This is a genomic window from Acidovorax sp. NN32 (assembly GCF_057597245.1).
Window position 1 is genome coordinate 363,323 of the sequence record NZ_CP199679.1, and the last position, 14,485, is coordinate 377,807.

Annotated in this window: 15 protein-coding genes; 9 read left to right on the forward strand and 6 right to left on the reverse strand. The window is 65.2% G+C overall.

From position 1 onward, the window contains the following. Positions 1–11: 11 nt before the first annotated feature. Together ACT89O_RS01680 and ACT89O_RS01685 are read right to left on the reverse strand one after the other, a co-directional pair. The gene (locus ACT89O_RS01680) at positions 12–1,076 is read right to left on the reverse strand and encodes a GGDEF domain-containing protein (protein ID WP_487261655.1); all 1,065 of its coding nucleotides are present in this window, start codon (positions 1,074–1,076) and stop codon (positions 12–14) included. A 294-nt stretch (positions 1,077–1,370) separates the two neighbouring features. Beyond that, the gene (locus ACT89O_RS01685) at positions 1,371–2,009 is read right to left on the reverse strand and encodes an MBL fold metallo-hydrolase (protein WP_487261656.1); all 639 of its coding nucleotides are present in this window, start codon (positions 2,007–2,009) and stop codon (positions 1,371–1,373) included. 174 nt (positions 2,010–2,183) lie between these two features. On the opposite strand from ACT89O_RS01685, the gene ACT89O_RS01690 reads away from it, so the two are divergent. The 4 genes from ACT89O_RS01690 to ACT89O_RS01705 are packed head-to-tail and all read left to right on the forward strand — an operon-like array spanning position 2,184 to position 6,308. After that, positions 2,184–3,914: a methyl-accepting chemotaxis protein gene (locus tag ACT89O_RS01690; RefSeq protein WP_487261657.1), complete on the forward strand. Its 1,731-nt coding sequence runs from the start codon at positions 2,184–2,186 to the stop codon at positions 3,912–3,914. A gap of 12 nt (positions 3,915–3,926) precedes the next feature. Further along, complete coding sequence (locus tag ACT89O_RS01695; protein ID WP_487261658.1) at positions 3,927–5,375, forward strand: CheW domain-containing protein; 1,449 nt, start codon at positions 3,927–3,929, stop codon at positions 5,373–5,375. A gap of 40 nt (positions 5,376–5,415) precedes the next feature. Continuing rightward, positions 5,416–5,913 (forward strand): GAF domain-containing protein, encoded by a 498-nt coding sequence (locus tag ACT89O_RS01700; protein ID WP_055400728.1) that lies wholly within the window; start codon positions 5,416–5,418, stop codon positions 5,911–5,913. Continuing rightward, complete coding sequence (locus ACT89O_RS01705) at positions 5,910–6,308, forward strand: response regulator (RefSeq protein ID WP_487261659.1); 399 nt, start codon at positions 5,910–5,912, stop codon at positions 6,306–6,308. The genes ACT89O_RS01700 and ACT89O_RS01705 overlap by 4 nt, the downstream gene beginning before the upstream one ends. Positions 6,309–6,340: 32 nt before the next feature. On the opposite strand, the gene ACT89O_RS01710 is transcribed toward ACT89O_RS01705, so the two are convergent. Then, positions 6,341–7,258, reverse strand: a complete 918-nt coding sequence (locus ACT89O_RS01710; RefSeq protein ID WP_487261660.1) for a LysR substrate-binding domain-containing protein — start codon at positions 7,256–7,258, stop codon at positions 6,341–6,343. 111 nt (positions 7,259–7,369) lie between these two features. On the opposite strand from ACT89O_RS01710, the gene gstA reads away from it, so the two are divergent. Genes gstA through ACT89O_RS01725 form a run of 3 tightly spaced genes read left to right on the forward strand, consistent with a single transcriptional unit; the run spans position 7,370 to position 8,612 of the window. Further along, the gene (gene gstA / locus ACT89O_RS01715) at positions 7,370–7,978 is read left to right on the forward strand and encodes a glutathione transferase GstA (protein WP_306553998.1); all 609 of its coding nucleotides are present in this window, start codon (positions 7,370–7,372) and stop codon (positions 7,976–7,978) included. A 32-nt stretch (positions 7,979–8,010) separates the two neighbouring features. Further along, positions 8,011–8,238, forward strand: coding sequence for a tautomerase family protein (locus ACT89O_RS01720; RefSeq protein ID WP_487261661.1), 228 nt, complete (start codon positions 8,011–8,013; stop codon positions 8,236–8,238). Beyond that, positions 8,235–8,612: a nuclear transport factor 2 family protein gene (locus ACT89O_RS01725; RefSeq protein ID WP_057271025.1), complete on the forward strand. Its 378-nt coding sequence runs from the start codon at positions 8,235–8,237 to the stop codon at positions 8,610–8,612. The genes ACT89O_RS01720 and ACT89O_RS01725 overlap by 4 nt, the downstream gene beginning before the upstream one ends. A 144-nt stretch (positions 8,613–8,756) precedes the next feature. On the opposite strand, the gene ACT89O_RS01730 is transcribed toward ACT89O_RS01725, so the two are convergent. Further along, positions 8,757–10,661, reverse strand: a complete 1,905-nt coding sequence (locus tag ACT89O_RS01730; protein ID WP_487261662.1) for a GspE/PulE family protein — start codon at positions 10,659–10,661, stop codon at positions 8,757–8,759. A 22-nt stretch (positions 10,662–10,683) separates the two neighbouring features. Then, on the reverse strand, positions 10,684–11,487 hold the full coding sequence (locus ACT89O_RS01735) for an exodeoxyribonuclease III (protein ID WP_431151563.1): 804 nt from the start codon (positions 11,485–11,487) through the stop codon (positions 10,684–10,686). Between the two features lie 10 nt (positions 11,488–11,497). On the opposite strand from ACT89O_RS01735, the gene pyrE reads away from it, so the two are divergent. Together pyrE and ACT89O_RS01745 are read left to right on the forward strand one after the other, a co-directional pair. Further along, positions 11,498–12,196 carry an orotate phosphoribosyltransferase gene (gene pyrE, locus ACT89O_RS01740; protein ID WP_055394401.1) on the forward strand — a complete coding sequence of 233 codons (699 nt, stop codon included), beginning with the start codon at positions 11,498–11,500 and terminating at the stop codon, positions 12,194–12,196. A gap of 5 nt (positions 12,197–12,201) precedes the next feature. Continuing rightward, entirely contained in the window at positions 12,202–12,912 is a 711-nt protein-coding gene (locus ACT89O_RS01745) for a DUF4124 domain-containing protein (protein ID WP_121507849.1), read from the forward strand. 123 nt (positions 12,913–13,035) lie between these two features. Here the strand turns inward: ACT89O_RS01745 and gatB are convergent, their stop codons facing one another. Next, a complete protein-coding gene (gatB, locus tag ACT89O_RS01750) occupies positions 13,036–14,484 on the reverse strand; it encodes an Asp-tRNA(Asn)/Glu-tRNA(Gln) amidotransferase subunit GatB (protein ID WP_487261663.1) in 1,449 nt (482 codons plus the stop codon). Position 14,485: the final 1 nt, after the last annotated feature.

The following is a 14,485-nucleotide window of genomic DNA, read 5'->3' on the forward strand; positions in this document are numbered from 1 at the left end:
CTGCCGTGGAGCTATGCCACGCTCACCCGGTTGCGGCCCGCGTTCTTGCTTTGGTACAGCGCCTTGTCGGCGCGTGCAATGGCAGCTTGCAGGTCTTCGGCGCTGTGCACCTGGGCCACGCCAAACGACATGGTCAGCGCGATGGGCGCCTGGCCCACGTCCAGCGGCGTCTGCTCGATGGCGGCGCGGATGCGTTCGGCGGTGGCGCGTGCATCATCCAGCGGGCTGGCGGGCATCAGCGCCAAAAACTCCTCGCCGCCCCAGCGCGCCAGCACGTCCCCTTCGCGCAGGTTGGCGGCCAGCACTTTGGCCATGGCCACCAGTACCTCGTCACCCACGGCGTGGCCGTATTGGTCGTTGATCCGTTTGAACAAGTCCACATCACACAGCAGCAGGGTGACTGGCGCACCGTCGCGCTGGCTGCGCGCCAGCGCGTTGGTGGACAGGGCTTCGAAGTGGCTGCGGTTGGCCAGGCCAGTCAGCGGGTCGAGCGTGGCCTGCTTGCGCAAGCGGGCCTCCGCGATCAGGATCGTGCGGCGGTAAAAGGCCGACAGCGCGGCCGACATGGCGAACACCAGACAGATGTGTACCCAGTTCACGATGTTGACGCTGCGGGCGGGCAGGGGGTCGAGCGGACCCAGGTGGCTGCTCAGTGCATGCAGGCCCAGGTAGTACGCCAGCAACGCCAGCACCATCGGTGCGGCATACCCGCGCGTATTGGCAATCACGATGGCAGGAGTGAACATCAGCAGGTAGTAGTGAAACCCGCTGTCCCAGCCGATGAGCAGCGATCCCAATGCCGAATGCCCCACCACCTCCAGCCAGATCAGCAACAGCCCGGCCACGTTGTAGCGTTTCTGTATGAGCCGGTATGCGCCCAGGTACATGCCGATGCTGATCACGTTGATGGCCGCCAGCGGCAGCGAGCCCAGCCACAGAAACAGCACGATGTAGCCCACATCAATGGCCGCTGCGGTCAGCGCCACCCGCTGCACCATGGCCCAGTAAGCCTTGCCCGCCAGGCTGGAGCCGCGCTGCGGTGCTAGGGGAGGGCGTGGCTTGAAGGTGGGGTTCATGGCGCGAAAGCGGGGCGGATGGAGCCTGGGCAAGGGTGCCACAGGCTGCTTACAACACGATACATCGTAAGCATGCAGACCATCGGCGGTCCGCAGAACTGGCCGCTTTTGCCGCGCATATCCGCCCCGGGCGGGCGCCTGGGTGGGGCGGGGCTACCTCCTAAAAGGAGAAAGTAGTAGTCAAATTGGCCGCCAGCGCTTGTCCATCAAGCGCTGGCAGCTATCAAAAAGATACTAATGAGGCGATGTGCAGTGAAGCGCTGCGGGACGTTTCTGAGGCTCTTCAGGCACGTCTCAGGTCCCGCCCACGTAGGGATTGCTCTGGCGCTCACGCCCGAAAGTGCTCTCCGGACCGTGCCCCGGGATGAACACTGTCTGGTTGCCCATGGGCCACAAGCGCTGGGTGATGCTGTCGATGAGCTGCTGGTGGTTGCCCTGCGGGAAATCCGTGCGGCCCATGCTGCCCGCAAACAGCACATCGCCCACAAACGCCCGGTCGATCTGCGGCGCATGGAACACCACATGCCCGGGCGTGTGGCCGGGGCAGTGGCGCACGTTCAGCGTCTCGTTGCCGATCTGCACCGTGTCGCCATCGTCCAACCAGCGCGTGGGTGTGAAGTGCTGCGCGGGCGGAAACCCAAACATCGCGCTTTGCTGCGGCAGGCCGTCAATCCAGAACTGGTCGCCCGGGTGGGGGCCAATGATGGGCAGCGAAAGCCGCTCTGCCAGCTCGCCTGTGCCGCCCGCGTGGTCGATGTGGGCGTGGGTGAGCCAGATCTGTTCGAGCGTGAGGCCCAGGCGCTGGATCTCTGCCAGCAGCACCTCCAGGTCGCCGCCGGGGTCGATCACGGCGGCTTTGTGGGTGGCGTCGCACCATACGAGGGAGCAGTTTTGCTGGAACGCGGTGACGGGGATGGTGAGGTACCGGAGCATGGGGTTGGTTGTGCCAGAAAAGCAAAATTAAGCCATACTCGTTCAAGCGTTTCATCTGGTTGCATTTGCGGCCAGATGCTGGCGGCTCGCCGCCACAGCGCAAAGGGCTCTACCCCGAATCCCTCATCCAGGCGATCAGCCCGTGGCGCTTGGAGCCCCAACCGACACTTCACCATGAACATTTCTACCGAAACCCTCCCATCCGCCCCCCAGGAGGCCGCGCGCACTGCTGCTTTGCTGGCGGCGCTAGAGCATGTGCAGGCCGTGGTCGAGTTTGACCTGGAGGGCCGGGTGCTGCGGGCCAACAGCCTGTTTCTGGACCTGATGGGCTACAGCGCCAATGAGGTCCTGGGCCAGCACCACCGCATGTTCTGTCCGCCCGAGGTGACGGCCAGCGAGTCGTACCGGGCACTGTGGGAGGGACTGCGCGCCGGGCAGGTGCGCGAGGATGTGTTTTTGCGGGTCACCAAGGCGGGCAAGCCGGTCTGGCTGCAGGCCTCTTACAACCCCGTGCGGGATGCCGAGGGCCGTACGGTGGGTGTGGTCAAGCTGGCCACCGACATCACCGCGCAGCGGGCACAGCAGGCAGACTTTGAGGGCAAGATCGCAGCGATCCACCGGGTGCAGGCTGTGATCGAGTTCGACCTGACGGGCCGGATTCTGGACGCCAACACGAACTTTCTGGACACCTTCGGCTATGGGCTTGAGGAGGTCGTGGGCCAGCACCACCGCATGTTCTGCCAACCCGAGTTTGCAGCCTCCAGCGAATATGCAGACCTTTGGGCGCGCCTGGGCCGTGGCGAGTTCTTTGCCGGGCGCTATCGCCGCCTTTCCAAGGAGGGCAAAGAGATTTGGCTGCAGGCTTCGTACAACCCGATCCTGGACGTCACCGGCAAGCCGTACAAGGTGGTCAAGTTCGCTGTCGACATCACGCACGACATGACGTCGGCCGCCGAGACCAAGGGCAAGATCGACGCCATCAGCCTGTCGCAAGCGGTGATCGAGTTCGATATGCAAGGTAACGTGCTGGTGGCCAATCCGAACTTCCTGCGCACCATGGGCTACACCCTGGCAGAAATTCGCGGCCAGCACCACAGCATGTTCTGCGAGCCCGACCTGGTGCAAAGCCGGGCTTACCGCGACTTCTGGGCGGATCTGGGCGAGGGCAAGTTCCAGAGCGCACGCTACCGCCGCATCGGCAAGCACGGCGCAGAGGTCTGGATCCAGGCCACGTACAACCCCATCCTCGATGTTGATGGCCGCCCCTACAAGGTGGTCAAGTACGCGATCGACATCACCGCGCAGGTGCAGCGCGAGCGTGCGGTGGCGCAGAAAGTGCAGGACATCACCGCCGTGCTGCATGCCATGAGCGATGCGATCAAGCGGCTGGCGCGCAGTGCAGGCCGCTCCACCGAGCTGGCCGAGCAGACCCAGCGCGAGGCGGGCGACGGCAGCGGGCTGGTGCGCCGTTCGCGGGACGCGATCCTCGCCATCGAGCGTTCATCTTCGGACATCCATGAAATTGTGGACACGATCAGCGAGATCTCCAGCCAGACCCATCTGCTGGCCTTCAACGCGGCCATCGAGGCCGCGCGCGCTGGCGAGCAAGGGGTGGGCTTTTCGGTGGTGGCGGACGAAGTGCGCAAGCTGGCAGAGAAGTCGTCGCTCGCCGCGCGCGAGATTGCCAAACTGATCCACCAGACCGTCAGCCGCGTTGCCGAGGGCAGTCGCCTGTCCGAGGAGGTGGATGCCGCGTTCTCGCGCATCCTGGGCGCGGTCGAAGCCACAACGCGCTCGATCAGCGAGATCCGCATTGCGACCGAGGAGCAGGAGCATTCGACGCAGGATGTGGCCCGGCTGCTGGAAGACTTGCAGGGCCGTGGCAGCCCGCGCCAGGCGGATTGAGCCTTGCTTGCGATGCAGGACCTGAACCCGCCCCCGGCCACTGCCAGCCCTGCGGTGATTCCGCATGTGCATGTGCGTGTGGGCGGCTGCGATATCGCCATTCCCATTGAACAGGTTCGCCAGGCCGTACCGCTGCCGCCCCAGGGCCTGACGGTGCTGCCGCGCCGCAGTGGCGCGTTGCAGGGTGTCGCCGATGTGGCGGGTGCGGCCGTGCCCATCGTGGCGCTGGAGCGCTGGCTGCCGCTGTCGGCGGCGGACGATGAGGACAACGGCGCTTCAAGGCTGCTGGTGCTGCAGCATGCAGACGCCCTGGTGGGCGTTCGCGTGGACGCTGTGCTGGGCGTGAAGCCGGTGGCTGCGGAAGGCGTGCGCAGGCTGCACCACACGCCGGACGACAACGAGCTGTTCGAGTCGGTGGTGCCTGCGTCTGCAGCGGCCCCCACGCTGTGCATTCTGGAAGTGGCACGGCTGATGCGGCTGGCCCAGGCCTGGTGTGCGGTGGCGGAGCTGGCCCCCGCAAGGTCTGCGGGCGCAGCGGCGTTGGCGGTGCAAAGGCCGGGCGCCAGAGCGCAGCGGTTCGCGGTGTTCCTGATCGGGAGTGAGCGGTGGGCCGTGCCTGTGGCCGCCGTGCAGCAGGTGGTGCCCCTGCCTGCGACGGATCTTGCGCTGGGGCGCAATGACCGCACCTGGGCCATTGGCCAGTGGCGGGAGCGCAAGCTGCCGCTGGTGGACATCAGCCAAGGCCGTCAGGCCAGCGATCGCCAGGCGGCACCGTGGATGGTGCTGGTGGGTCAGGGGCCGCTCGTGCTTGGGCTGACGGTCTCGGAGTGCGAGCAGTTTGTCGATGTGGCTCCCGACGAGGTAGCCCGCACGCCCGAGGATGCCGTGATGGCCGGTGTGGTCCTGAGACCCGATCTGGGCAAGTTGCAGGTACTGGATGTGGACAAGCTGTTCAGCCTTACCCCGGGGGCATCGATCAGCCGCGTCGCCCCTGCCGCATCGGCGCCTCGCAACGGCGCCGTACCTTCAGACGCCGCCGAGCCCGTGCCTTATCTGGTCTTCGATGCCGATCAGCGCTATGCCTCTCCGGTCGAGGGTATTGTGGGTGTGGTGGAGATCCCTCCGCAGGCCCGGGACGATCTTCGCCAGGGGCGGCAGGCCGTTCTTGCCTGGCGTGACCAGACCATCCGTGTCGTCAACCTGCCCGCCATTGCCCGGTCGGCGGCGGCGCCCGACCCGCTCCTGGCGGTGCTCGTCCAGGCACCCGGGGACAGTGCAGCACCTATCGGCATCGGCATCCGCAGCCTGTGCGACTGGCTGCCCGCTCACAGCGCTCGGCGCAGCGGCATGCGCATGGGTGCCATGGGGGAGCTGGGGCTGATCAATGCACAAGGCGCGGTGGACGACCATGCCAATCTGGTGGTCGTCGATCTTGCTCAGATGGCCTATCTGCTGGGCTGAGCTGCCAAAACACCACCCTACCGCCAACACAGGATTCACCATGACCCCCGCACCCCTACCTGCTGATGAGGACGAACGACTGAACGCATTGCGCGCTCTGTTGCTTCTGGATACGCCGCCCGAAGAGCGCTTTGACCGCCTCGCGCGCTTTGCCGCCGAGCAGCTGGGTACGCCCATTGCCCTGCTCACGCTGGTCGACGGGCAGCGCCAATGGTTCAAGTCGCGTGTGGGCCTGGATGCCACAGAAACCCCGCGCGAGATCTCTTTCTGTGGGCACGCCATCCTGAAGGATGAGCTGTTTGTGGTCGAGGACGCCAGCAGCGACCCGCGCTTTTCCGACAACCCGCTGGTGACCGGAGACCCCCACATCCGCTTTTATGCGGGGGCGCCGCTCAGCGCTCCGGGGGGGCACCACATTGGCACGCTGTGCGTGATCGACACCGTGCCGCGCACCCTGGGGCGGGTGGAGCGGTCGATTCTGGATGCACTGCGCCGTCTCGCCAACGAGACCTTGGCGGGACAAGAGGGCGAGGAATGAACGCGCCGCTGCCCCGAATCCTGCTGATCGAACCCCAGTTCGTGCTGCGGCGCACCATGGTCATGGTGGCCCGCGATCTCGGCATGGTGGATTTCCATGAGGCCAGCAGCGTGGGCCGGGCTCGCACGCTGCTGGCGGCCGATGCTTTTGATGGAATGGTCCTGGACCTCCAAGAGGGCGCACAGGCCGTAGAGCTACTCAGCGATCTCCGGCAAGGTCGGTTCGCTACGCCGCGCGATGCGCGGGTGGTGGTGCTGGCGGGCGGTGGCAACCCAGTGGACGTCGAACATCTGCAGGGCCTGGGAGTGGCGCGGGTGCTGGGCAAGCCGGTGCGCATCAGTGAACTGCTCGACGCCATCGTGGGCGCGCAAGAGGAGGGTGCGCCCGCATCCTGACCCGTCTGTTTGCGCCCTGGTCACGGGGAGCCTTATTGCCCAGCGAGCCGTTGCACGATGAAATCCACCAGCACGCGCACGCGCAGCGGCATGTGCCGGTTGGCGGGGTACAGCAGCGAAAACGGGCGGGAGGCACCGGCATGGGCGGGCAGCACCTCCTGCAAGGCGCCGCCGTGCAGATCGGCTTCCACAATGAAACGGTAGGTCTGCAGCAGCCCTGCGCCTGCACGCGCCAGGGTCACGGGGCCCAGAATGTCGTCGGCGCAGCGCAGGTGGCCTTGGGTGGGCACCTCCACATCGCGCCCGGCGGCGTCGCGCAGTATCCATGGCACCGCTTGGCCGCTGCTGGGCAGCACAAACTGGATGCATTCGTGCGCCGCCAGGTCGGCGATGGCATGCGGCGTGCCGCAACGCGCCAGGTACGCCGGGGCGGCGACCACCACCAGGGCGGCGTCCTCCAGCTTGCGCGCCACCAGCCCCGAGTCGATGGGGGCTCGACCGCGCACGGCCAGGTCAAAGCCTTCTTCAGTGAAGTCCACGTTGCGGTTGCTCAATTGCAGCTCCAGCTCCACGTCGGGGTAGGCCTGCGCAAATGCGGGCAGCAGGGGCAGGATGCGGCAGTGCCCGTAGGAGGTGGGCAGGCTGAAGCGAACGAGGCCTGCCGGGCTTTGCTGTTGGCCCGACAGCTCGCGTTCTGCCTCGGCCAGCTGGCCCAGCGCCTGGCGGCATTGCTCGTAGTAGCGCTTGCCTGCGTCGGTCAGCCGCACCTGGCGCGTGGTGCGCTGGAACAGCCGTACGCCCAGGCGTGCCTCCATGCGCGCCACCGACCGGCTCACGGCTGCCGCAGTAAGCCCGGCCGCCTGGGCGGCGGCCGTGAAGCTTTGCCACTGCGCGGTCAGGCAGAACAGTTCGATGCTGCCCAGCTTCAGGTCGTCAAATTGGCGCGCCATGTTCTGTTTATTACTTCATGTAATCAGTGAAATTCCTGGCACCTAGTTTATTGCTGTTTACATCCTTAATACCATCGCTTCATCGTTCCACCACGCCCCAGAGGCAATCCCATGAAGCTGTACTTTTCTCCCGCCGCCTGCTCCCTGTCGCCCCACATCCTGCTGCGCGAATGTGGCCTCACGTTCGACCTGGAGAAGGTCGATACCGAGCGCCACCGCACGGCAGATGGGCGCGATTTTTATGCCATCAACCCCAAAGGCCAGGTGCCCGTGCTGGAGCTGGCGGACGGCTCCCGCCTCACCGAAGGCCCGGTCATCGCGCAGTACATCGCCGACCAGGCCCAGGCCACGCAGCTCATGCCCGCTGCCGGTACGCTGGCGCGCTACCGGGTGATGGAGTGGCAGAACTACGTGAGCACCGAGCTGCACAAGTCCTTCACGCCCTTGTTCCACGCCGGGCTGGACGACAACGCCAAGGCCACGCTGGCCGCTCTGCTGCGCAAGAAGATGGACTGGCTGGACGCGCAGCTGCAGCACAGCCCCTACCTGACGGGCGAGCACTTCACGGCGGCCGATGCCTACCTTTTTGTGGTGCTGGGTTGGGCCAAGTTCGTGAAGCTGGATATCAGCGACCTGGCCCATCTGCAGGCTTTCCTGCGCCGTGTGGCCGCGCGCCCCGCCGTGCAGGCCGCGATGCGGGCCGAAGGGTTGCTGGGCTGAGAGGCCATTGCTTCATCCCAAGGAAAATAGCCATGCCTTACATCAACATCAAAGTGACCCGTGAAGGCGTCAGCAGTGCGCAAAAAGCGGCGCTGATCCAAGGCGCAACCGATTTGCTGGTGCGCGTTCTGAACAAGGAGCCCGCCACCACCTTTGTCGTGATCGACGAGGTCGAGACCGACAACTGGGGCGTGGCCGGTGACACGGTGACCGTGCGCCGCCAGCGCGCTCGCGCCGCCGCCGACGGGAGCGCGCCATGAGTGACCCGCGCTTTGACGCAGTCGCCGCCGTGCTGCAGGAATATTTCGACGGCCTGTGCCACAGCGATACACAGCGCCTGCGCCGCGTGTTCCACCCGCAGGCGGTCTATGCCTGCGCCACGGCCGAGCCTGCGGTGATCCTGCGCATGGAGGAATATTTCCCCATCGTGGACCAGCGCCCCTCGCCCGCCAGCCGGGGCGAGACGGTGCAGGAGCGCATCCTGTCCATCGAGTTTGCCGGGCCGGTGACGGCTTTGGCCAAGGTGGAATGCGCCATCCTGCCCAAGCACTTCACCGACCTGCTGACCCTGATCCACGTGGACGGGCGCTGGCAGATCATTGCCAAGGTGTTTCACTACGAGCTGGATCGCTGAGGCGGCGGTACGCGCAAGCCGGTGGGCGAGTTCTTCCTTTCGGAAGGACTCATTGATTGATAGCTGCTAACGCTTGCCAGATAAGCGCTAGAGCCCAATTTGGCTAAAAAACCGGCGGCAGGCATCACCTGCGGTGGGCCCGCCTCAGAGGTTGGTCGCCGCGACCACTTCCGACATGTCGGTCAGCCCCTGCAGCACCTTCTCGATGCCGTCCTGGCGCAGGGTCAGCATGCCGGCGGCCAGTGCCGAGTGGCGGATGTCCGAGGCGGGGGCGCGGTGGCGGATGTGCTGGCGAATGGTCTCGTCGCTCATCATCAGCTCATGGATGCCCAGCCGGCCGTGGTAGCCATGGCCGTCGCACTTCGTGCAGCCCACATGGCGCCACAGGCGCAGCTCGCCCTGTGCGCCGCCGTGCTGCTGGCGCCAGCGCGCCACCTGTGCCTCGCGGGCCTCGGGGGAGTTGTTGGTGCCACTGTCCAGGTACTGCGATGCCAGGCCCAGCAGCGTGTCGTGGTCGGCCACACGCGGCTCGCGGCAGGCGGTGCACAGACGGCGCACCAGGCGCTGGGCCAGGATGGCGAGCAGCGAATCGGAGAAGTTGAACGGGTCCAGGCCAATCTCCAGCAGCCGCGCAATGCTCTCGGGCGCCGAGTTGGTGTGCAGGGTGGACAGCACCAGGTGCCCCGTCAGCGAGGCCTCGATGGCGATGCGCGCGGTTTCCTCGTCGCGCATCTCGCCGATCATGATCACATCGGGGTCGGCCCGCAAAAAGGTGCGCATGGCGGCGGCAAAGGTCCAGCCGATGCGCGGGTTCACTTGCACCTGGCGCAGGCCCTCCTGCGTGATCTCGATGGGGTCTTCGGCCGTCCAGATCTTGCGGCCTGCGGTGTTGATGTCGCGCACCACCGAATGCAGCGTGGTCGTCTTGCCGCAGCCCGTAGGGCCGCACACCAGCACCAGGCCATAACTTTTTTGCACCACGGAGCGCAGCGCCAGCAGGTTGGGCTGGCTCAGGCCGATGTTCTCCAGCGGCAGGGGCTTGGCACCCGCCAGCAGGCGCAGCACCACGTCTTCCAGTCCGCGCGAGGTGGGCACGGTAACCACACGCAGCTCCACCGGTGGGCCTCCGAAGCGCGCGAAGTCGATCTTGCCGTCCTGGGGCTTGCGGTGCTCGGAGATGTCCATGCCCGCCATGATCTTGATGCGCGCCACCATCGCAAAGCGGTAGCGCGCGGGCAGCTCCAGGTAGGGCGTGAGGTCGCCGTCGATGCGCAGGCGGATGCGCACGTTCTGCGGCGCGGGCTCGGTCTCGATGTGGATGTCGGACGCGCGGTGGTGGATGGCTTCGTCGATCACCGAGTTGATGAGCCGCACCAGGGTGTTGTCCGACTCGCTGATCACGTCGGCCTGCTCGGAGTCTGCGTCCGGGACGGTGCTGCCCAGGTTGGCGGCCAGCTCGCGCGAGGTGGCGCGGGCAGCGGTGGTGGCGTCGGCGCCGCCAGACTGGGTGCGGTAGGCGCGGTGAATGGCGGGCATCAGCGTGCCTGGCGCGGCCTGCAGCGGAATGAGCCGCCGCTGCGTGAGAAACCGCAGCTCGTCCAGCAGCACGCGATCGAGCGGGTCGGCCATCAGCAGCACCAGCGCGTCATCGCGGGCAATCAGCGGCAGCACCGATTCACGCTCTGCCATCGCCCGGGGCACCATGGCCAGGGCCGCCGGATCGGGGGTGATGTCGCCGGGGTGCACGGTGTAGTCGCCCAGCCACGCGGCAATAACCTGACGCAGCTGCTCCTGGGTCAAGACACCGTCATCCACCAGGATCTGCCCGATCAGCCGGTTCTGCCCGGCGCTGCGCTCCTGCTGCTGGGCATGCAGGCCGTCTTGCAGGGCCGACGGGGACAACATGCCGGCGTGGATCAGCGCCTCACCCAGGTGCCGCGCCTTGCCGACGGTGGGATGGGGGGCGGAGAGCTGTTTCCACAAGGATTCCGCATTGGGAGGGCGGAATCCGTGGGCGGGGAGGGAGGGGGGAACAGCGGTGTCGGTCATCAAGGGTCAGGAGCGGGCATCGTCAAAGGCTGAAGTCATAGTCCACCGTGATGGGAGCGTGGTCTGAGAACTTTTCACCTTTGTAGATGGATTCAGCACGTGCCAGCGCCGCGAGCGCGGGGGTGGCCAGGTGGTAGTCCAGCCGCCAACCCACGTTGTTGGCATACGCCTGCCCCCGGTTGCTCCACCATGTGTAGGCGGTGTCTGTGGCGGTAGGTTGTAACTGACGGTAAACGTCTATGATGCCGCCGCCCTCATCAGTTGTGTGCAACAGTTTTGTCATCCAGGCCCGTTCTTCGGGTAAAAAACCACTGTTTTTCTGGTTGCTGCGCCAGTTTTTGAGGTCGATTTGCTGGTGCGCAATGTTGATGTCGCCGCACAGAATGAAGTCACGTTCGCGCTTGACTTTCATCAGGTGGGGATGCATCTCGGCCAGAAACCGGAACTTGGCCTGCTGGCGTTCTTCGCCCGAGGAACCACTCGGAAAGTAAGCGCTGATGATCGACAGCTTGCGGGCCGGTGTGTCAAAACGCAGCTCCACATATCGGCCTTCTGTATCGAACTCTGCTGACCCATAGCCAATGACTACATCAGAGGGCTCATGCCGGGTATAGATGCCCACGCCGGAATAGCCCTTTTTCTGGGCAAAGTGGAAGTGGCCCTGCAGGCCCGCCATGCGCTCGAACCGGTTGGCCATGTCGGCCGCCTGGGCCTTCACTTCCTGCACACAAATACAATCCGGCCGCGTGGCTGCCATCCAGCTTTCCACGCCTTTGCTGGTGGCCGAGCGGATGCCATTGAGATTGAGGCTGGTTAACTTGAACAAGGAATTCCCCATGGTGGATGTTGGCGCGCAAACCTCTGAACAGGGCCAGCTGGCGCAGGATTTTGTACGTTTTGCCGTCGAATCGGGCGTGCTGCGGTTTGGCGAATTCAAGACCAAGGCGGGGCGCCTGAGCCCGTATTTCTTCAACGCAGGGCTGTTCGACGATGGCCGCAAGATCGGGCGGCTCGCGGAATTCTATGCAAAAGCCCTGCTGGCCAGCGGCATCGAATTCGACATGGTATTTGGCCCTGCCTACAAGGGCATTCCGCTGGCCGCTACCGTGGCCGTGGAGCTGGCGCGCCTGGGCCGCAACGTGCCCTTTGCCTACAACCGCAAGGAGGCCAAGGACCACGGCGAGGGCGGCACGCTGGTGGGCGCACCCCTCAAAGGCCGGGTGCTGATCGTGGACGACGTGATGTCGGCTGGCACCGCCGCCCGCGAGTCCATCGCCATCATCCGCGCTGCGGGTGCCACGCCGCATGCGGTTGCAATTGCGCTGGACCGCCAGGAAAAAGCCACGGAGAATGGCCAGGACGTGGACCACAGCGCCGTGCAGTACGTGCGCGAGCAACTGGGCATGCAGGTGTGCGCCATTGCCCGGTTGGCAGACTTATTGCTGTATCTCTCCCAAAACGGGGAAGAGGGGATGCGCTCGCATCACGAAAAGGTGCTGGCCTATCGCCAGCGGTACGGTGTTAACGAAGGGTAGACCATTTGAGCAAGTCGGCGTGGATCATGGGCGGGGTGATGCTGCTCACCCTGGGCGCAGAGCTGGCCTCGGCACAGTCCCAGGGTGCGACGGGCGGTATTTACACGTGCGTGGACCGCAACGGCCGTCGGCTGACGGCCGACCGGCCCATCCCGGAATGCCTGGACCGCGAGCAGCGCGAACTCAGCCCTTCGGGCATCACGCGCCGCCAGATTGGCCCCTCGCTCACCGAGCTGGAGCGCGCAGCCCAGGATGCCCAGAACCGCAAGGATGCCGAAGAGCGCGCCCGTGTGGTGGAAGAGCGCCGCCGCGAACGCGTGCTGGTGGCCCGCTACCCCGACAAGGCCGCCCACGATGTGGAGCGCGCTGCGGCCATCCAGATGGTGGATGACGTGACGGCCACCGCAGAAAAGCGAACGCTGGAGCTGAAGGCGGAGCGCAAGAAGCTCGATGTGGAGATGGAGTTCTACAAGAAGGACCCCAACAAGGCCCCCATGACGCTGCGCCGCAAGATCGCTGAGATTGACGACAGCCTGGCCGAGCAGCAGCGCTTCATCGCGGGGCAAGACCAGGAAAAGCGCCGCGTGCATGCGCGGTTTGACACCGAGCTGGCGCAGTTGCGCAAGCTGTGGGATGCGCAGCGTGTGCCCCCCTCCGCAGCGTCTGCTGTCGCGGCGCCCGCTGCCAGCGCGGTGCCTGCGGGCGGCAGCCGATAACCCACCAAGTTAGGGTCGCAGCGGACCAGAGAACGCGCCGCATCGCTGCCTCGGATGGACAGCATAAAAGCAAAGGGGCCGAAAGGCCCCTTTGTTTTTGCGGCAGCTTCAACAGCCTTGCGCTCAGTCCGCCAGTTTGGCGCGCAGCAGCTCGTTCACCTGCGTCGGGTTCGCCTTGCCCTTGCTGGCCTTCATGATCTGGCCGACCAGCGCGTTGAAGGCCTTGTCCTTGCCCGCGCGGAACTGCGCCACGTTGTCGGGGTTGGCGGCAATCACTTCGTCGATGATCTTCTCCAGCGCGCCGGAGTCGTTCATCTGCTTGAGTCCCTTGGATTCGATGACGGCATCCACGTCGTTCGACTCTCCGGTCCACAGCGCATCAAACACCTGCTTGGCGGCGTTGTTGGAGATCGTGCCGTCGGCAATGCGGCCGATCAATGCTGCCAGCTGAGTTGCCGTGACAGGGGCCTGCTCGATACCGGTCTCCGCCATGTTCAGGCGGCGCGACACCTCTCCCATGATCCAGTTGCTGGCCAGCTTGGGCTGGCTGCAGGCTTTGGCGGCCGCTTCAAAGTACGCCGCCATGGCCTTGCTCTGTGTGAGCGTGGTGGCGTCGTACTCGGGCAGGCCATAGTCCGCCACAAAACGTGCGGCCATGGTACGAGGCAATTCAGCCATTTGCGCCCGTTCCTCCTGCACCCACTGCTCTGAAATGTGTAGTGGAGGCAGGTCGGGGTCTGGGAAGTAGCGGTAGTCCGCCGCATCTTCCTTGGTCCGCATGGCGCGGGTTTCGCCCGTGTCGGGGTCGAACAGCACGGTGGCCTGCTGGATCGCGTGGCCGTCCTCGATCTGCTCGATCTGCCAGCGGATTTCGTAGTCGATGGCCTGCTGCATGAACTTGAACGAGTTCAGGTTCTTGATCTCGCGTCGCGTGCCCAATTCGGCGCCGGGCTTGCGCACCGACACGTTGGCGTCGCAGCGGAAGCTGCCTTCCTGCATGTTGCCGTCGCAGATGCCGATCCAGGTGACGATCTTGTGCAGCTCCTTCGCGTAGGCCACGGCCTCTTCGGACGAGCGCATGTCGGGCTCCGTCACGATCTCCAGGAGCGGTGTGCCCGCGCGGTTCAGGTCGATACCACTCTGGCCGATGAAGTCTTCATGCAAGGACTTGCCTGCGTCTTCTTCGAGGTGGGCGCGCACCAGGCGCACGGTCTTTTTCTCATCGCCCAGAAAGAATTCCACCTCACCGCCTTGCACCACCGGAATCTCGAACTGGCTGATCTGGTAGCCTTTGGGCAGGTCGGGGTAGAAGTAATTCTTGCGCGCAAAAATGCTCACTGGCGCAATGTGGGAGCCCAGTGCCAGTCCTAATTTGATAGCGCAGGCCACGGCCTCGCGGTTCATCACGGGCAGGGTGCCCGGCAGGGCCAGGTCCACCGCGCAGGCTTGCGTGTTGGGCTCGGCGCCAAAAGCGGTGGGCGCGCGGCTGAAAATTTTGCTCTGGGTTGCGAGCTGGGTGTGGGTTTCGAAGCCGATGACAACTTCGTAGCCATGGATCAGTTTGGCGGTCATG